Source organism: Achromobacter ruhlandii, assembly GCF_902859695.1.
Taxonomy (GTDB): Bacteria; Pseudomonadota; Gammaproteobacteria; order Burkholderiales; family Burkholderiaceae_B; genus Achromobacter; species Achromobacter ruhlandii.
Genome location: NZ_CADIJL010000016.1, coordinates 61,083 through 78,120 on the forward strand (window position 1 = coordinate 61,083; position 17,038 = coordinate 78,120).

The window sequence follows — 17,038 nt, forward strand, 5'->3', positions numbered from 1 at the left end:
CGACCCGGGAGCGGATCGCATCACGCCAGGCATGGTGAGCCCAAGCCGGCGGCAACGACAGACCGGCATGTACGCATGGACCGATATATCCCGTCCGATGGCATGGGCGTGGCCCGAAAAAAAGCCCGGTTCGGAAACCGGGCTTGCGGACGGCTGTCAAACGGCGCGCGGGCGCCGCCGGCGGACTGTCTTAACGCTGCGTGGCGATGGAACGCGCCTGGTTGGCGGCGTTGTTCAGCGCCGACACCGGCGGCGTCTTGCCTTCCAGCGCGTCGTTGAGCTGCTGGTTGAACACCGGCTCGATGCGGTCGTAGTTGGCCATGCGGAAACCGCGGCTGTTGGCGACCGGGCGAGCGCTCATCGAGGCCACCACGGCTTGCGCGCCGGGGATGCTCTTGTAGAACGACACATCCGAGGCGCGGAACGCGGCTTCGGTCAGCGGCAGGTAGCCAGTGCGCTGGTGCCATTCCGCCGCGATGACGGGCTTGGACAGCCAGGCCAGGAACTGCGCCGTGGCCTTTTCCTCATCCTTGGGACGGCCTTCGAGCGCCCACAGGGCCGAGCCGCTCACGAACGGCTGGCCGCCGTTCTGGGTGACCTGGTCGTAGTAAGGCAGCGGCGCCACGCCGAACGACAGCGACTTGGTGTTCAGGAACTGGCCGAACGAACCCGAGTTGCCGGTCAGCACCGCGCATTCGCCCTTGGCGAACAGCTTGTCGGCGCTGTTGTCGGCAGTGTGCGCCATGAACAGCAGCGAACGCTTCCAGCTGACCATCAGCGAGATGTGACGCATGTAGAGCGTGTCGAACTGCATCGCCGGCGCCGCGCTCTTCTTGGTGACCGCATCCAGGCCGTTGTTGTTGCTGGTGTATTGCTGGTTGTTCACCGGCGCCAGGTTTTCCAGGTGAATCGAAACCTGGTCGCTGGAGGCGTAGGGACAGTCGAGGTCAGCCACGTCACGCAGCTTCAGCAACTCGGCCTGCAGGCCGGTCCAGGTGCGGGCGGGCTTGTTGGGGTCGAGGCCGGCCTTCTTGTAGGCGGCGGTGTTGTAGAACATCACCGGCACTTCGGCCATCCACGGGAAGGCCAGCAGGCGGCCCTTGCCGTCGCGGATGAAGCTGCTGGTGGCCGGCACGAACCAGTTCAGGTCCTTGATCGGATACTTGGCCAGCAATTCGTACATCGGCAGGATGGCCTTGTGTTCGGCCACGACTTCCGGCGAGTGATTGTCGTTCAGTTGCACCAGGTTGGGGGCCTTCTTGGCCTTGACCGCGGCGGCGGCCTCCTGTTGCAGTTGCGCCTGCGTCGGGAAGGCGCGCAGGGTCACTTTGACCTGGTCCTGCTCCTTGTTGTACTGCTTGGCGAGCTTTTCGAACTCGGCCTTGTTGGCGTCCGGCAGCGTGTGCCAGACCTGGATTTCCACGGGAGCGGCATGGACCGCGCCCGCGACCGCCATGGCGGCGCCAAAGACCCATGTGCGCCGGCTGGCGAACATCGCGCGGGCAATGCCCGCCAATTGCAATTTCTTCATAGGTTCATAGACCAAGAAAAGGGAATTCCGGTTCTGGACGACGTCCGCTCAGCAGGTCGGCCAGTGCCCGGCCCGAGCCAACGCCCATCGTCCAGCCGAGAGTACCGTGTCCGGTATTGATATACAAATTCGGGATGTGACTGCGGCCGATGATGGGCACGTTCGAGGGAGTGGACGGGCGCAGGCCCGACCAATAGCTGACACGCTCGAAATCGAGCGCGTCGGGAAAGAGTTCGCGGGCCAGCCGCGTCATGGCTTCGCAGCGGCCGGTGTTCAGGCCGCGCGAATAGCCGGACAGCTCGGCCGTGCCGGCCATGCGCAGGCGGTCGCCCAGGCGGGAGAACACCACCTTGTGGCTGCTGTCGGTCAGGCTGACCGTGGGCGCGCCGTCGGGTTTCAGGACCGGGAAGGTCGCCGAGTAGCCCTTGGCCGGGTAGACGTTGCACGGAATGCCGAGCGGGCGCAGCAGCGACGGGCTGAAACTGCCCATGGCCACCACGTAGGCGTCGGCCGCCAGGGCGCCGTAGCGGCCGTCGGGCTCGATCAGTTCGACGCCGCTGACGGCGCCGGCCTGGGTGATGAGCCGGGTGACGCGGGTGCTGTAGCGGAATTCGACCCCGGCGCGCGCGCAGCGCTCGGCCAGCGCGACGGTGAACAGATGCACGTCGCCGCTTTCGTCCTCGGGGGTGTAGTCGCCCCCGACGATGGTGTTGCGATGCGGCGCCAGGGCCGGTTCGATGGCGATGACCTCGTCGGTCGAGACGACGCGGCGCTCGACGCCGAAATCGCGCATCAGGCCGGCGGCGCGCTGCGAGTTCTCGAATTCGTGCTGGTCGCGGTAGAAATTCAGGATGCCGCGCTCGAGGTGATCGTATTCGATGCCGAGTTCGGCGCGCATGCCGCGCAGCGTGGCGCGGCTGTATTCGGCCATGCGGACCATGGCGCGGATGTTCGGCGCCAGGCGGCCGGGCAGGCACTCGCGCAGGAAGGCCAGGCCCCACATCCACTGGCGCCAGTCCAGCTGCGGACGGAACAGCAGCGGCGCGTTGTCCTGGAACATCCACTTGAGCAGCTTCAGGGGCGCCTGCGGATTGGCCCAGGGCTCCGCATAGGAAACCGAAATCTGCGCGCCGTTGGCGAGGCTGGTCTCCTGGGCGGGTCCGGTGCAGCGGTCGATGACCACGACGTCGTGGCCGGCCTGGCTCAACCACCAGGCGCTGGAGATTCCGATGATGCCGCTACCCAATACCGCTACTTTCATGCCCGCATTGCTCCCTGCGTATCCGCCGGGCCCGCGGACACGATGTCCGCCCCCCGCGGCAAGCCGCTGCCAAGATGACACCGCAGTTTACCCCGGCGCCCCGCCCTCGCCTACGCCCGCCCTCATCAAAAAAAGGGGAGGAACCCGCCCCTGCCGGATCCCTCCCCTTCGCTATGGGCGGCGAGCGGATTTCAATCAGGTCGCGGCTTTGGCCAGGTCGGCCTCGGAAGTAAAGGCGTCCGCGTAAAACTCCTCGGGCGGCAGGCCGCACTGGGCGCTGAATTCGCGCCGCGCGGCGTCGACCATCGGCGGCGCGCCGCAGGCGTAGACCTGGTGACCGGACATGTCGGGGATGTCCTGGAGCACGGCCTCGTGCACGAAGCCGTCGCGGCCGCTCCAGCCGTCTTCCTCGAGCGCATTGGACACCACCGGCACGTAGCGGAAATCCGGCAGGTCGCGGGCCCACGACTGCGCCAGTTCGTCCATGTAGAGGTCGCGCGGGCGGCGGCCGCCCCAGTACAGCGACACCGGACGGCGGATGTTCTTGTGGATCATGTGTTCGACGATGGCCTTGACCGGCGCGAAACCGGTGCCGCTGGCCAGCAGGATGATCGGCTTGTCGCTGTCTTCGCGCAGGAAGAACGAACCGAACGGGCCTTCCAGGCGCAGGATCTCGCGCTCTTTCATCTGCGTGTCGCCGGCGCCGAACACGTGGTCGGTGAAGACCCCGCCCGGCAGGTGGCGGATGTGCAGTTCCAGCGGGCTGCCGGTGTGCGGCGCGCCGGCCATGGAATAGCTGCGGCGACGGCCGTCCTTGAGGATGACCTCGATGTACTGGCCGGCGTAGTAACGGAACTGCTCCGAGGCCGGCAATTGCAGCTTGAGCACGATCACGTCCGGCGCCGCGCGCTCCATGGTCTGCACGCGCGAAGGCAGCTTGCGGATCTGGATGTCGCTGGCCAGGCGCACTTCGGTCGACTCGACCACCAGGTCGGAGGCGGGCCGGGCCTGACAGAACAGGGTGTAGCCATCGGCCAGTTCCTCGGGCGACAGGATCTGCGCGGGGTACTGGCCGGCGTCGAATTCCCCGGACACCACTTTGCCCTTGCAGGTGGAGCAGGCGCCGTTGCGGCAGCTGTAGGGCAGCACGATGCCCGCGGCCAGGGCGCCGTCGAGCACGGTCTGGCCGGGCTCGACCGGGAATTGATGCTTGCTGGGTTGGATGATGACCTGGAAGCTCATGATGAAACGTATCAGGGGGGATCAGGGTTGACGGCGCCCATGGTACACACCCCACGAGGCGCCGCCCGGCCCGGCCTCAGGCCGGGAACTTGCGGATTTCCTTGACGCGGTTGGCGTCGTCCACCAGCACGACCTGCGGCTTGTGGGTGGCGGATTCTTCTTCGGACATGGGACCGTAGGTGCAGATGATCATCAGGTCGCCGACCTGCGCCCGGCGCGCGGCCGCGCCATTGAGCGAAATGATGCCGCTGCCGCGGGCCGCCTTGATGATGTAGGTGTCAAAGCGCTCGCCATTGTTGATGTTGTAGAGCTCGATGCGCTCGAACTCGCGCATGCCGGCGGCGTCCAGCAGGTCTTCGTCGATGCCGCAAGAGCCTTCATAGTGAAGGTCGGCTTCGGTGACCGTGACGCGGTGCAGCTTTGCCCGCAACATGATGCGTTGCATGATGGAAATATCCTGGTTTCGCGTGCCGGAACGCGAAGTGATGCGATGAATGCGAAAACACCCGCGACGGTTGCGAATCCGCGGGCGTGCACCGAACGGCACCCGGTTTTGCCGTCGGAAGCCGGTATTCTATAATTTTTGCCGCGACGGGACGGCCCGTTGCTGCGCCTGCCCGCACATGGCGGCATTTGCCATCGGCAACGACGGCATTGGCCATTGCCGGCAACGCATCAATCCGGGGACGACCCCTCTCAAGTAGGAGTCGTCATGACCTGGATCATCCTCATCCTCGCTGGCCTGTTCGAAATCGTCTGGGCCGTCGGCCTCAAATACACCCATGGCTTCACCCGCCTGACGCCGTCGCTCGTCACCGTTGGCGGCATGCTCATCAGTTTCTGGCTGCTGGCCGTGGCGATGAAGACGCTGCCGCTGGGCACCGCCTACGCGGTGTGGGTCGGCATCGGCACCATCGGCGCCTTCGTGGCCGGCATCATCCTGTTCGGTGAATCCATCAGCTGGTTGCGCATCGCCAGCGTCGCGCTGATTGTGCTGGGCCTGATCGGCCTGAAGCTGACGTCGGCCTGATCGCGCAAGACCCGGCCTCGCGCCGGGACGCGACGCGCTAGAAATCCAATTCGATCTCGACCGCGTCGCCCACTTTCAGGCGCGCGCCGGCCGGCGCATCGACAATCGCATTCTGGCCAAACACCACCCCGATCTCCAGGTTGCGATAACCCGCCAGTGTGCGGCCCGGCTCGTCGTGCTGCACGGCGGTGCGCTGGTCGATGTCGGGAATCGAGCAGCGCGTGCACGGCTTGACCAATGCCATGCTGACCGCGCCCGTGGTGATCATGGCGGTATGGTCTTCCTCGAAGGCCTCCCACTCGCCCTGCACCACGATGTTGGGACGGAACCGATCCATCGGCACCGGGGCCACGCCCTTGGCCTGCAGGCGTGCGTTCAGGTCATCGAGCGACGCCTGGTTCGCCACCAGCAACGGGAAGCCATCGGCGAAGCCGAAGAAGTGATCCCCCCCGAACGTCTGCGCCAGGTCTGGATGGCTTTCGGCCCACTTATCCACCCATTCCGGTTTGGCCGGCCGCGTCGCGCCGGTGTCGACCTTGTACAGGCGGCAAGGCGTCTTGAGGAAATCCGAGCACCACTGCGCCGCGGCCTCGCTTTCGCGGCGCGCGTCGAGCGTGTCCTTCCAGACGCCCACGCTTTCGACCCCGGGCTGCAGCGCCGAGCCGTCCAGCGGCACGTCCAGGTCGGGCATGCCGGGCGCCGAAAGCCGCAGCGTGTCGGCCGTGAGCGCCGTGCGGATCAAGGCCATGGCCGCCCACTGGCGCTGCGTCATGAAATGGCCGTCCGCCCCGACCAGCATCCAGCGACGGTCGTGGGCCAACCCGGCGCGGTCCACGGGCGACTCGGACAGGTCGATACCGGCACAGGATTTGACCGGGTAGATATGCAGGCTGAGGATGCGGGCGGACATGATGCGACTTCCGGCGGGGAAAGACGGCAGAGCATAGCGGAACGACGAAAAAAAGCCCAGGCCGAACGGCCTGGGCTGCGGCGCATGCAAGCGACGCGGGCGTTCTTTCCCCTCACGGGAAAGCGCGCAGCGGAAACGGCATGGGTCGCCCCCGCGCGCGGCCGGCCAGGCCACGCCCCGACCAGCGCCGGCAAGCATCCGCCGCGGATAACATGCCGCGCTAGCTGCCGACCAGCTTCAAGGTATCGAGCGGCGTGACGGCCTTGAACGCCTTGCGGGTGGCGATGTGCTCGGGACGCGGGGTCAGTCCGTACTTGGGCGGCTCCAGCGTGTTTTCCACGCTGTTGTAGACCATGAACACGTTGGCGCGCGGCCACGGCGAGATGTTGCTGTTGGAGCCGTGCATGGTGTTGCAGTCGAAGAACACCACCGAGCCGGCCTTGGCCGTCATGGTGCGGATGCCGCCCTGCTCGACCAGCAACTGCAGGCTGACCGGATCCGGCACGCCGTACTCCTGCTTCTTGAGCGACTGCTTGTAGTGGTCGTTGGGGGTTTCGCCGACGCACGAGATGAACTGCCGATGCGAGCCCGGCACCAGCATCAGCGGGCCGTTGCAGTCATTGTTCTCGGTCAGCAGCACCGAGCAACTGAGCGCGCGCATCGACGGCATGCCGTCTTCCACGTGCCAGGTCTCGAAATCCGAGTGCCAGTAGAACTCCTTGCCCTTGAAGCCGGGCTTCATGTTGGCGCGGGACTGGTGGATGTAGACCTCGGACCCCAGGATCTGGCGCGCCACGTTGACCAGCCGCGGATCGCGCACCAGGCGCGCCAGCACGGGATTGAGCACGTGCACCATGAAAATCGAGCGCACGGCGTTGCTGCCGGGCTCGGTGATCGACTCTTCGCGGCGGATGATCGACGGGTCGCGCGTCATGCGCTCGACCTCGGCCGACAGCGCCCGCACTTCGGCTTCGGAGAACACGTCCTCCAGCAGCAGGAAGCCATCGCGCTCGTAGCTGCCGATCTGTTCGCCGCTCAGGGCGTTGGCGTACTTGCCTTCTCCATAGACCACCGGATCCTGGCGGGAAATGATGGCGGAACTGCGATCCGTACGGGAGGCGTACGGATCCTGCGCAGGTGAGATCATGCGAACCTCCTTGTATCAGGCCGCTTGGGCTTCGGCTTCAGGCAGGGCGTAGACGCCCTCTTTATCGTGCACTTCCTGGCCGGTCAGCGGCGGGTTGAAGACGCAGATGACGCGCAGCGGCTCTTTGCCGCCGCACAGCCAGTGCTCGTCGTGCTCGTTCAGCGCGTAGACCACGCCCGGGCCGAGTTCATACTTCTTGCCGTCGGCAATCGTCTCGATGGAGCCGTCGCCCTCGATGCACCACACCGCTTCCAGGTGATTCTTGTAGTGGATGTGGGTGCGCCCGCCCGGGAAGATGGTGGTCTCGTGGAAGGAGAAGCCCATGCCGTCCTTCTTGAGCAGCACGCGGCGGCTGACCCAGGTATCGGTGCGGACTTCGTCGGCGGTGCCGATCACATCTTTGACATTGCGTACGATCATTGACGTTTTCCTCCAAATTTCAGGATGCGGGCGGACTGCCCCTCTTCGGCCAGCGCGTCGGCCACGCTGGCCTCGATCACTTCCAGGCCCTTGGACAGCAGGTCTTCCTCGATGGTCAGCGCCGGCAGCAGCTTGAGCACTTCGTCATGCGCGCCCGAGGTCTCGATGACCACGCCGCGCTTGAAGGCGTTGGCGGCGATGCGGTTGGACAGCGCCGGGGTGGCATTGCTGACCAGGCCCTGGATCAGGCCGCGGCCACGCACCGACAGGCCGGCGTTGGGATAGCTGTGCACCAGGTTTTCCAGCCAGTCGCGCACCAGGCGCTCCTTGCGCTGGATCTCGGCGGTGAACGCGGTGTTGGTCCAGTAGGTTTCCAGCGCCTGGGTGGCGGTGACGAAGGCCAGGTTGTTGCCGCGGAAAGTGCCGCTATGGGCGCCGGGCTTCCAGACGTCCAGCTCGGGCTTCATCAGCACCAGCGACATCGGCAGGCCAAAGCCCGACAGCGACTTGGACAACGTGATGATGTCGGGGCGGATGCCGGCGGCCTCGAAGCTGAAGAAGGTGCCGGTGCGGCCGCAGCCGACCTGGATGTCGTCCACGATCAGCAGCATGTCGTGGCGCTTGCAGAGCTTGTCCAGTTCCTTGAGCCAGCGCAGCGTGGCGACGTTGACGCCGCCCTCGCCCTGCACCGTCTCGACGATGACGGCGGCGGGCTTGTCCATGCCGCTGCTGGGATCTTCCAGCATGCGCTCCAGGTAGGCCATGGTGTCCACGTCCGGGCCGAAGTAGCCGTCATAGGGCATGAACGTGGTGTTGCCCAGCGGGTAGCCGGAGGCATCGCGGAACTTCATGTTCGCGGTCACCGCCAGCGAGCCGCCGCTGACGCCGTGAAAGCCGTGCGTGAAGGAAATCACATTGGGACGCCCCTTCACCTGGCGCGCGATCTTGAGCGCCGCCTCGACCGCATTGGTGCCGGTGGGGCCGGTGAACTGCAGGGTGTATTGCCAGTTGCGCGGCTTGAGCAGCACGCGGTCGACCGCCTCGAGGAAGCTTTTCTTGGCGCTGGTGGCCATGTCCAGGCCATGCACCACGCCGTCCGCCTGCACGTACTCGAGCAGCTTTTCCTTGAAGATGGGATTGTTGTGGCCGTAGTTCAACGTGCCGGCGCCGCTGAAGAAGTCGATGTACTCGCCACCGTCCTCATCCACCAGCGTCGATCCCCTGGCCTGGCTGAAGATCACGGGAAAAGACCGGATATAGCCCCGTACTTCCGACTCCATCCGGTCGAAGATTTTCAAGTCCATGTGATTATTCCTCCCTTTCATCTCATAAGTTGACAGACGGCCAGATCCCTTCCGCATGCGCGCCAGGCGCATCCGGATGCGTCAAAGCCATCCCGGTTTTCGACAGGACCGCGTTGCCGCCTAGGGAGCGGGCAAGGTGAACGGGCCTATCCTCAACAACATCTCGTCGTCATGGTCCGCGCCGCCGAACAGTTGCCGGTCGAAGAACGGCTGCTCGGAGACGTGGGCGCCCAGTTCGCCGGCCAGGCCGGCGAAGGTGCGGCGCGAGGCCTGGTTGTCAGGCGCCACCGTGGTTTCAAGATGACGAACATGCGCGAGCCCCTCGCGTTGCAAGAGCGCCCGAAGCATGGCGCGGCCTAACCGTTGGCCGCGTGCGCGGGTGTGCACGGCGACCTGCCAGACGAACAACACGTCGGGCCGGTCGGCAAGCACGTAAGCGGAGATAAATCCATCGATGCGTCCTCCGGCGCTTTCGGCCAGGACGCAGGTGCCGCGGTTGTGCTCGCACAGGAGCAGATACGCGTATAGGGAATTGAGGTCGAGTGGCGGGCACTCGGAAATGAGCTGGTGGATCGCGGCGCCGTCCTTGCGGCGGGGCTCACGCAACAGATGCGTTTTGCTGCCCGCCGCCGGCGCCACGGCACTTGAGTTCGTAGGGTCGTGCAGTTCGTTTGCTCTCATACAACCAATCCTGATTCGGGAGGCGCGCCACCGGTGGGCACCTCGAGGATGGGCGACGACGCGTCGCCCTGGGGTTCCGTCGCCACCCCGCTCTCTTCTTCCATGAGCGCGACGATGCGCTCGAGCGACAGGGTGATGGTGGCCTGCTCCAGCTCCGGCAACGCGTTGAGCGCGTCGGCCAGGTGCTTTTGCAGCGGCGACGGCGCCTGCTGCGCGACCTCGCGGCCGGCGTCGGTGGCAGTCACGAAAACAATGCGGCGGTCTTCACGGCCGCGTTCGCGGCGGATCAGGCCCTTGTCTTCCAGGCGGTCGAGAATGCCGACGACCGTGCTGGGGCTGACGTGGATCTCGCGGCTGATCGCCGTGGCCGTCATCGGCCCATTGGCAATGACCGTGCGCAGGCACATCAGCTGCGGCGCGGTGATATGGCTCACCGCGGACAGCTGGCGCGAATGCAACGCGATGGATCGCGTGATCCGGCGCAGTGCCCGCAGGATGCGCAGGTCATATTGCTGCGCGGGGTCGGTTACGGTCTGTTTATTCATGACTGAATTAGTTCAGCTAAATTGATTTCTATACGAATGATATGGGTGACCTATCCCTGTGTCAAACCGGATCGACCCTCATTTTGTAATCATTTCCGCGCATTCCGTCGTCAAGTCGCCGGGGGCGTCCCCGGGAACGGCGGTCGTTACGATTTGCCGGAATCGTTCTACATTTCGCAAATAAAACATCCGTTTTATTTTTACCCAGACAGCGGTAGCATTTGTTTTATTGCTTTCGCTTATTCCGCCATGATCGCGCCCCTGCAAGACCACCTGCGCCGCCTCAGCGCCACCCTGCCCGCCGAATTACAGCGCGCGGCGCATTGGGTGCTGGCCAATCCGGCCGAAGTGGGACTGTGGTCGATGCGCCGGCAGGCGCAGGCAGTGGGCGTCTCCCCCGCCACCATGCTGCGCCTGGCGCGCGCTGCCGGGCATGACAGCTACGAGGCCTTCCGCGCGCCCTTCCAACGCGCTTTGGCCGGCGCCGCCGACAACGGCTTGCGCGAGCGCGCGGCGCGTCTGCAGGCCGCGCACGCCCACCCGGCCGGCGGCGCGGGGCAGGATGCGCTGACGCAATGGCAGACGGCGGCTCTGGCCTCGGTCTGGCAAACCAACGACGCGGTGGCGTTCGACGCCGCCGTCGATACCCTGCTACGGGCGCGCCAGGTCGGCTTCCTGGGGACGCGCTCGGCCTTCGGCGTCGCCTTCCAGATGCGCTATGCCTACCACCTGCTGCGCCGCAACGGCATCCTGATCGATGGACTGGGCGGCGCGGCGGCCGAGGATGCCGACAGCCTGCAGGCCGGCGACGCCCTCGTGGTGATATCGCAGGCCCCCTATCCGACCGCGACGGTGCGCCTGACCCGCGAGATCGCCGCCCGCGGCGTCGCCGTGCTGGCGCTGACCGACAGCGACACCAGCCCGGTGGCGCGGGCCGCCCGCCATGTGTTGCGCTTCACCCGTCCCGCCGACACCGGGCCGGATGACGGCGAGGCGCGGGATCCCGCGTCCTTCTTCCACAGCACCGCGGGTCTGCTGGGCCTGGCCGAACACCTGATCGCGCGGCTCGCGGCCCGCGGCGGCGAGGCGGTGCTGCAACGCCTGGACGAGATCGAGGCGCGGCTGCGAGCCGACGGCGCCTATTGGCGCGACCCGCCGCGCGGGCGCGGCGCGGCGCCGGCTCCGGAATGACCCCGCCGCGCGCCGCTTCCCACCTTTTCGCCATCCGTCACCCGCCCTTCCCGCTCCGGAGTTCCTCATCATGACCCACACCCGAGTCCTTCATCGTTCCCTGCGCAGCACGCCCCCGGTCGCGGTCCGCGGCCAGGGCGCCTGGCTCTATGACCAGGAGGGCCGCGCCTATCTGGACGGTTCGGGAGGCGCCGCGGTCTCGTGCCTGGGGCACAACCACCCCGACGTGCAGGCCGCGATGCACGCGCAGATCGATGCGCTGGCCTATGCCCACACCAGCTTCTTCACCACCGAGGTCGCCGAGCAGTTGGCCGCCACCCTGGTGGCCGACGCGCCGGCCGGCACCTCGCATGCGTACTTCGTCTCGGGCGGCTCGGAGGCGATCGAGGCCGCGTTGAAGATGGCGCGCCAGTACTACGTCGAGATTGGCCAGCCGCAGCGCCGCCACATCGTGGCGCGGCGCCAGAGCTATCACGGCAACACGCTGGGCGCGCTGGCGGTGGGCGGCAACGCCTGGCGCCGGGCGCAGTTCGCGCCGCTGCTGATCGACGTGGCGCACGTGTCGCCGTGCTATGCCTACCGCGACCAGGCGGCTGGCGAAACCGATGATCAATACGCCGAACGGCTGGCGCAGGAGCTGGAGCAGACCTTTCAGCGCCTCGGCCCCGCCAGCGTGATGGCCTTTGTTGCCGAGCCGGTGGTGGGCGCGACCTCGGGCGCGGTGACCGCGGTGCCGGGCTACTTCCGCCGCATCCGCGAGGTCTGCGATCGCCACGGCGTGCTGCTGATCGCCGACGAGGTCATGTGCGGCATGGGCCGCACCGGCACCTTGTACGCCGTCGAGCAGGAAGGCATCACGCCCGACCTGATCACCATCGCCAAAGGCCTGGGCGGCGGCTACCAGCCGATCGGCGCGGTCATGGCGCAGGAACGCATCGTGCAGGCGATGCAGCAGGGCAGCGGCTTCTTCCAGCACGGCCACACCTACTTGGGCCACGCCACCGCGTGCGCGGCCTCGCTGGCGGTGCAGCAGGTGATCAAGCGCGACAACCTGCTGGCGCGCGTGCGCGCCCAGGGCGAGGGACTGCGCCAGCGCCTGCGGCAGGCGCTGGGCGACCATCCGCACGTCGGCGATATCCGCGGCCGCGGGCTGTTCATGGGCGTGGAACTGGTGCGGGACCGGGCCAGCAAAGCGACCTTCGACCCGGCCCTGTCGCTGCATGCGCGCATCAAGCGCGAAGCCATGGCGCGCGGCCTGATGGTCTATCCGATGGGCGGCACCATCGATGGCCGCCAGGGCGACCACGTGCTGCTGGCCCCGCCCTTCATCATCACGGACGACGAGCTGGACCAACTGACCGAACGCCTGGCCGGCGCTATCGACGCCGCCATTGCCGACAGCGGCCGCTGAACCGCAGGCGGCCTAGCCGGCCGGCGGCGTCGGCTGGCGGCGCCACGCGGGCCAGGCGCCGACGGTCAGCGCGCGCAGCAGCCATTCGACCGGGCCGTAGGCGTGGCGGCGCAGCCACCACGCCGACAGCGGCAGCTGCGCCAGAAAGATCCCCACGGCGATCGCCAGGCCCGCGCCCGGCGACACGCTGCCCGTCAGGCGCAGGCCCCAGCCAGTGAAGAGGAACGCGCACACCACCGATTGCATCAGGTAGTTGCTCAGCGCCATGCGGCCGGCCGGCGCCAGCGTACGCGCCAGCGCGGCGCCCGGTCGCGTGCGCATCGCCAGCAGCAGCGCCGCGGCGTACGACATGCTCAACAGCGGCGCCGTGAACAGGTCCATGGCCAGGCCCGGGGTTTCCCACAACGGGGACATCGACGGCAAGGCGGTGGTCGCATAGGCGGCGGACCCGGCCAGCCCGGGCAACGCCCCCAGCGCGCACAACAGCCACAACGCGCGCGGCTGGCGCCACGGATCGGCCAGCGCCTGGCGCCGGCCCAGCGCGTAGCCGACCAGGAACATGGCGAAGACAAAAGGACCCTGCACCAGCAGGATGACGCCCCAGATGCTGGTGGTCAGCTCATGCCAATGGCGGGCCACAGTGCTGCCGATGGTGCCGCGATAGGCCTCGATGGCGGCCTGCGAATCGGCCACGGCAACCCCATTGGCGGCGTGGCTCAATTCGACGGTGCCGGCGGGATCGAGCAGGCTCAGCGCGCCCAGCAGCGTCCAGGCCAGCGACACCAACCCGATCAGCCACAGCGCGCGGCGCAAGGCGCGCCCCGGATTCATGCGGCGGCACGCCATCAGCACCACGCCCAACGCCGCGTAGGTCAGCAGGATATCGCCCTGGTAGAACAGCACGGCGTGCGCCAGTCCCAGCAGCGCCAGACCGAGCAGGCGCCGCAGGAAGCGCGGCCCGAAGGCGGCGCCGCCGCGCTCGGCCGCGCTCATCTGCAAGGTGAAGCTATAGCCGAACAGAAACGAAAACAGCAGGTAGAACTTGGTCTCGAACAACCACGCCACCAGCCATCGCATCGCTAGGTCCCACGGCCGCGAGAAGGCGGGGTCGGTAATGCCGTTGGCGTAGAACGGCGAGGCGAACACGCCAATGTTGACGACCAGGATGCCGAACAGCGCGAAGCCGCGCAGCGCGTCGACGTGGGCAAGGCGCGGCGGGGCCGCCGTGGCGGCGCCCGCAACGGCGCTGACAGGAGCGTTCAGGGGGACGTTCATGACCGCCCGCCCGCTGTGTCGGGCGCCGGCGGCAGGCAACCCTGCAATGCCGCCTCGAGCAGCCGCCCGCCGGCCGCCGCGTCGAACCGCGGGTCCACCACCGATCGGCTGTAGATGCCGTCCAGCAGCAGCAACAGCAGGTCGGTCATTTCGGACACGGGGCGCGGCATGGCGTCCGGCGGCGCGTCCTGCCATACCGCCGCCAGCAGCGCTGCCAGCGATGCCTTGCGCTCGTCTTCATTGGCCATGACCAACGTGTGCACACGGGGGTTGCGCACTGCCTCGGCCAGGATCTCCATACCCAACCGCGCGAAACCCGGATCGCGGTACTGCGCGAGGTTCTCGTCGATCCAGCCGATCAACGCGGCGCGCGCATCGCCCGCGACGGCGCCGGCCTGGCGGCGTGCGCGCAACGCGTCGGTGTCGGACGCGATCAGCGCCTCGATGATCTCGGCCTTGCTGGCGTAGTAATGGAACAGGTTGCCGGGACTCATCCCCGCGCGCGCGCAGATCTGCGCGGTCGAGGTGGCATGGAAGCCGTTTTCGGCGAAACACTCGGCGGCGGCGGCCAGGATCTGGCGGCGCCGCTCCTGCTGCCGGGCGGGGTCGATTTTGCGCATGCTGCGTCAGAGATAAATTAATAGACTGATTGATCTATCTATTAAATATCGGGCTCCCGGACAACGTCAAGTCGCGGTTCCGGAAACAAAACGGCGGACCCTGCGGGGTCCGCCGTTGAGGGACATCGCCAACCGGACCGCGATCAGCCCAATACCGGCGACAGCAGCGGCTGCTTGGGCCGCACGTCCAGCGCCCGCCCTTTGCGCGCGCGCTTGCCGACGTACACCGCCAGCGCCGCGCCCGCCAGGATGTCTTCGGTGTGCTTGTTGCGGTAGATGCCCGCCGCGCGCAGGCCGAGCGCGCCGATCGGCACGGTCTGATCCAGCTTGTCGGCGCCGTCCAGCCCCATCAGGATGGTGCCGCGTCCGCCGCCGGACAACGATTTGACCTCGTCCAGCCCGAACACCAGGAACTTGCCCTTCTGCGACAGCAGCGCCAGTTGCGTGGCGCCCTCGAACAGCGGCACCGGACGCAACAGTTCGTCGCCCGCCTCCAGCGTGATGAACTGCTTGCCGGCGCGCTGGCGGCTGGTCATATCCGACAGCCTGGCGGCAAAGCCGTAGCCGCCGCGCGTGGCCAGCAACCAGCGGCTGTCGGCCGCCGCCGCGATGGTGTGGACAATGCGGGTGCCGCTTTCCAGGTCGATCATGGTGGTGACCGGCTGGCCGTCGCCGCGCGCCGACGGCAGGCCGGACACCGGCACCGAATAGACGCGGCCGTTGTCGCCCATGGCGATCAGCGTGTCGGTGGTGCGGCATTCGAAGGCGCCGTAGAGATCGTCGCCCTGCTTGAAGGCGAATTGCGAGGCGTCGTGGCCGTGGCCCTGGCGGGCGCGCAGCCAGCCCTTCTGCGACACGATCACCGTAACGGGCTCGTCCAGCACCTTGGTCTCGAGCACGGCGCGTTCGGCGGTCTCGATCAGGGTGCGGCGATCGTCGCCATACTGCTTGGCGTCGGCCTCGATTTCCTTGACCAGCAGGCGCTTGAGCGCGTTGGGATTGTCCAGCAGTTCCTGCAACGCAACCTGTTCCTTGCGCTTGTCCGCGAGCTCCTGCTCGATCTTGAAGCCTTCCAGGCGCGCCAGCTGACGCAGGCGCATTTCGAGGATGTCCTCGGCCTGGCGCTCGGACAGCTTGAAGCGCTCCATCAGCGCCGCGCGCGGCTCGTCCGATTCGCGGATGGTCTGGATCACCTCGTCCACATTCAGGTAGACCACCATGCGGCCTTCCAGCACGTGGATACGGTCGATGACCTTGTCCAGGCGGAAGCGGGTGCGGCGCATCACGGTGTTGGTGCGGAACGCCAGCCATTCGGTGAGGATGTCGCGCAGGCCCTTCTGGCGCGGGCGGCCGTCGGTGCCGATGCAGACCAGGTTGACCGAGGCGCTGCTTTCCATGCTGGTCTGCGCCAGCAGCGTGTTGACGAACTCGTCGCGGTCGACGCGCGAGGTCTTGGGTTCAAACACGAGGCGCACGGCGGCGTCCTTGCCGGATTCGTCGCGCACTGCGTCCAGCAGGTTCAGCATGACGGCCTTGGCCTGCGTCTGCTCCGGCGTCAGGCTCTTCTTGCCGCTCTTGACCTTGGGGTTGGTGATTTCCTCGATCTCTTCGAGCACCTTCTGGCAGGAGGTGCCCGGCGGCAGCTCGGTGACCACCAATTGCCACTGGCCGCGCGCCATTTCCTCGAACTGCCAGCGCGCCCGCACCTTGAGCGAGCCGCGCCCGCCGGCGTAGATCTGCGCGATGTCGGCGGCCGGCGTGATGATCTGGCCGCCGCCGGCGAAGTCCGGGCCGGGGATCATGCCGAACAGCTCGGCGTCCGGCAGTTGCGGCTGCTTGATCAGCGCCACGCAGGCCTGCGCCACTTCGCGCAGGTTGTGCGGCGGGATCTCGGTGGCCATGCCGACCGCAATGCCTGAGGCGCCGTTCAGCAGCATCACCGGCAGGCGCGCCGGCAGCATCTGCGGCTCCTGCTGGCTGCCGTCGTAGTTGGGCACGAAATCGACCGTGCCTTCGTCCAGTTCGTCCAGCAGCAGCTTGGCGATCGGCGTCAGGCGCGCTTCGGTGTAGCGCATGGCGGCGGCGTTGTCGCCGTCGCGCGAACCGAAGTTGCCCTGGCCGTCGATCAGCGGATAGCGCAGGGAGAAGTCCTGCGCCATGCGCACCATGGCGTCATAGGCGGCCTGGTCGCCGTGCGGGTGGTACTTGCCCAGCACGTCGCCGACGACGCGGGCCGACTTGACGGGCTTGGCGCCCGCGCCCAGTCCCATGGCCTGCATCGCGAACAGGATGCGGCGCTGCACGGGCTTCTGCCCGTCACCCACGTCCGGCAGGGCGCGGCCCCGCACCACGGACACTGCGTAGTCCAGATAGGCCTGTTCGGCGTAGCGCGCCAGGGTGATGGCGGCATCGCCGCCCTCGTCGGGCGCGGCGTCGAACAAACCTTGTTGATTGCTGTCGGTCATGATGG

At 67.1% G+C, this 17,038-nt stretch carries 16 protein-coding genes; 3 read left to right on the forward strand and 13 right to left on the reverse strand.

All coding sequences use genetic code 11. The features are described from left to right. Positions 1-190: 190 nt before the first annotated feature. From HV742_RS19360 to panD, 4 genes are all read right to left on the reverse strand, one after another. Positions 191-1,531: an extracellular solute-binding protein gene (locus tag HV742_RS19360; RefSeq protein ID WP_054417801.1), complete on the reverse strand. Its 1,341-nt coding sequence runs from the start codon at positions 1,529-1,531 to the stop codon at positions 191-193. A 4-nt stretch (positions 1,532-1,535) separates the two neighbouring features. After that, positions 1,536-2,792 (reverse strand): D-amino acid dehydrogenase, encoded by a 1,257-nt coding sequence (locus tag HV742_RS19365; RefSeq protein ID WP_049075213.1) that lies wholly within the window; start codon positions 2,790-2,792, stop codon positions 1,536-1,538. Between the two features lie 195 nt (positions 2,793-2,987). Continuing rightward, a complete protein-coding gene (locus HV742_RS19370; RefSeq protein WP_175146167.1) occupies positions 2,988-4,034 on the reverse strand; it encodes a CDP-6-deoxy-delta-3,4-glucoseen reductase in 1,047 nt (348 codons plus the stop codon). A 76-nt stretch (positions 4,035-4,110) separates the two neighbouring features. After that, entirely contained in the window at positions 4,111-4,479 is a 369-nt protein-coding gene (panD, locus tag HV742_RS19375) for an aspartate 1-decarboxylase (protein WP_054503932.1), read from the reverse strand. A 267-nt stretch (positions 4,480-4,746) separates the two neighbouring features. On the opposite strand from panD, the gene sugE reads away from it, so the two are divergent. Continuing rightward, positions 4,747-5,064, forward strand: a complete 318-nt coding sequence (sugE, locus tag HV742_RS19380) for a quaternary ammonium compound efflux SMR transporter SugE (RefSeq protein ID WP_049075218.1) — start codon at positions 4,747-4,749, stop codon at positions 5,062-5,064. A 37-nt stretch (positions 5,065-5,101) separates the two neighbouring features. Here sugE and HV742_RS19385 read toward each other — a convergent pair whose 3' ends face one another. The 6 genes from HV742_RS19385 to HV742_RS19410 all read right to left on the reverse strand — a co-directional run bounded on the left by HV742_RS19385 (position 5,102) and on the right by HV742_RS19410 (position 10,071). Then, positions 5,102-5,974 carry an MOSC domain-containing protein gene (locus tag HV742_RS19385; RefSeq protein WP_063582826.1) on the reverse strand — a complete coding sequence of 291 codons (873 nt, stop codon included), beginning with the start codon at positions 5,972-5,974 and terminating at the stop codon, positions 5,102-5,104. Between the two features lie 220 nt (positions 5,975-6,194). Next, a complete protein-coding gene (gene thpD / locus HV742_RS19390) occupies positions 6,195-7,121 on the reverse strand; it encodes an ectoine hydroxylase (RefSeq protein ID WP_175146168.1) in 927 nt (308 codons plus the stop codon). Between the two features lie 15 nt (positions 7,122-7,136). Further along, complete coding sequence (locus HV742_RS19395) at positions 7,137-7,541, reverse strand: ectoine synthase (RefSeq protein WP_006387829.1); 405 nt, start codon at positions 7,539-7,541, stop codon at positions 7,137-7,139. Continuing rightward, the gene (gene ectB, locus HV742_RS19400) at positions 7,538-8,845 is read right to left on the reverse strand and encodes a diaminobutyrate--2-oxoglutarate transaminase (RefSeq protein ID WP_049075226.1); all 1,308 of its coding nucleotides are present in this window, start codon (positions 8,843-8,845) and stop codon (positions 7,538-7,540) included. Before ectB ends, HV742_RS19395 begins: the two co-directional genes overlap by 4 nt. Before the next feature lie 120 nt (positions 8,846-8,965). Next, positions 8,966-9,526: a diaminobutyrate acetyltransferase gene (gene ectA, locus HV742_RS19405; RefSeq protein ID WP_049075228.1), complete on the reverse strand. Its 561-nt coding sequence runs from the start codon at positions 9,524-9,526 to the stop codon at positions 8,966-8,968. Beyond that, positions 9,523-10,071, reverse strand: a complete 549-nt coding sequence (locus tag HV742_RS19410; RefSeq protein WP_049075229.1) for a MarR family winged helix-turn-helix transcriptional regulator — start codon at positions 10,069-10,071, stop codon at positions 9,523-9,525. The genes ectA and HV742_RS19410 overlap by 4 nt, the downstream gene beginning before the upstream one ends. A 249-nt stretch (positions 10,072-10,320) precedes the next feature. Here HV742_RS19410 and HV742_RS19415 point away from each other — a divergent pair, with 249 nt between their 5' ends. After that, positions 10,321-11,262 (forward strand): MurR/RpiR family transcriptional regulator, encoded by a 942-nt coding sequence (locus tag HV742_RS19415; protein WP_175146169.1) that lies wholly within the window; start codon positions 10,321-10,323, stop codon positions 11,260-11,262. Between the two features lie 70 nt (positions 11,263-11,332). Continuing rightward, positions 11,333-12,673 carry an aspartate aminotransferase family protein gene (locus HV742_RS19420; protein ID WP_175146170.1) on the forward strand — a complete coding sequence of 447 codons (1,341 nt, stop codon included), beginning with the start codon at positions 11,333-11,335 and terminating at the stop codon, positions 12,671-12,673. Positions 12,674-12,685: 12 nt separating this feature from the next. Here the strand turns inward: HV742_RS19420 and HV742_RS19425 are convergent, their stop codons facing one another. From HV742_RS19425 to parC, 3 genes are all read right to left on the reverse strand, one after another. After that, on the reverse strand, positions 12,686-13,948 hold the full coding sequence (locus tag HV742_RS19425; RefSeq protein WP_175146171.1) for a DUF418 domain-containing protein: 1,263 nt from the start codon (positions 13,946-13,948) through the stop codon (positions 12,686-12,688). Beyond that, entirely contained in the window at positions 13,945-14,568 is a 624-nt protein-coding gene (locus HV742_RS19430) for a TetR/AcrR family transcriptional regulator (RefSeq protein ID WP_059269727.1), read from the reverse strand. Before HV742_RS19430 ends, HV742_RS19425 begins: the two co-directional genes overlap by 4 nt. A 143-nt stretch (positions 14,569-14,711) precedes the next feature. Beyond that, positions 14,712-17,033 carry a DNA topoisomerase IV subunit A gene (gene parC, locus HV742_RS19435; RefSeq protein ID WP_068956512.1) on the reverse strand — a complete coding sequence of 774 codons (2,322 nt, stop codon included), beginning with the start codon at positions 17,031-17,033 and terminating at the stop codon, positions 14,712-14,714. Between the last annotated feature and the right edge of the window lie 5 nt (positions 17,034-17,038).

Coding starts and splice junctions, on each gene's coding strand:
- HV742_RS19360 (WP_054417801.1), bottom strand. CDS start 1,531: ATGAAGAAATTGCAATTGGCGGGCATTGCCCGCGCGATGTTCGCCAGC.
- HV742_RS19365 (WP_049075213.1), bottom strand. CDS start 2,792: ATGAAAGTAGCGGTATTGGGTAGCGGCATCATCGGAATCTCCAGCGCC.
- HV742_RS19370 (WP_175146167.1), bottom strand. CDS start 4,034: ATGAGCTTCCAGGTCATCATCCAACCCAGCAAGCATCAATTCCCGGTC.
- panD (WP_054503932.1), bottom strand. CDS start 4,479: ATGCAACGCATCATGTTGCGGGCAAAGCTGCACCGCGTCACGGTCACC.
- sugE (WP_049075218.1), top strand. CDS start 4,747: ATGACCTGGATCATCCTCATCCTCGCTGGCCTGTTCGAAATCGTCTGG.
- HV742_RS19385 (WP_063582826.1), bottom strand. CDS start 5,974: ATGTCCGCCCGCATCCTCAGCCTGCATATCTACCCGGTCAAATCCTGT.
- thpD (WP_175146168.1), bottom strand. CDS start 7,121: ATGATCTCACCTGCGCAGGATCCGTACGCCTCCCGTACGGATCGCAGT.
- HV742_RS19395 (WP_006387829.1), bottom strand. CDS start 7,541: ATGATCGTACGCAATGTCAAAGATGTGATCGGCACCGCCGACGAAGTC.
- ectB (WP_049075226.1), bottom strand. CDS start 8,845: ATGGACTTGAAAATCTTCGACCGGATGGAGTCGGAAGTACGGGGCTAT.
- ectA (WP_049075228.1), bottom strand. CDS start 9,526: ATGAGAGCAAACGAACTGCACGACCCTACGAACTCAAGTGCCGTGGCG.
- HV742_RS19410 (WP_049075229.1), bottom strand. CDS start 10,071: ATGAATAAACAGACCGTAACCGACCCCGCGCAGCAATATGACCTGCGC.
- HV742_RS19415 (WP_175146169.1), top strand. CDS start 10,321: ATGATCGCGCCCCTGCAAGACCACCTGCGCCGCCTCAGCGCCACCCTG.
- HV742_RS19420 (WP_175146170.1), top strand. CDS start 11,333: ATGACCCACACCCGAGTCCTTCATCGTTCCCTGCGCAGCACGCCCCCG.
- HV742_RS19425 (WP_175146171.1), bottom strand. CDS start 13,948: ATGAACGTCCCCCTGAACGCTCCTGTCAGCGCCGTTGCGGGCGCCGCC.
- HV742_RS19430 (WP_059269727.1), bottom strand. CDS start 14,568: ATGCGCAAAATCGACCCCGCCCGGCAGCAGGAGCGGCGCCGCCAGATC.
- parC (WP_068956512.1), bottom strand. CDS start 17,033: ATGACCGACAGCAATCAACAAGGTTTGTTCGACGCCGCGCCCGACGAG.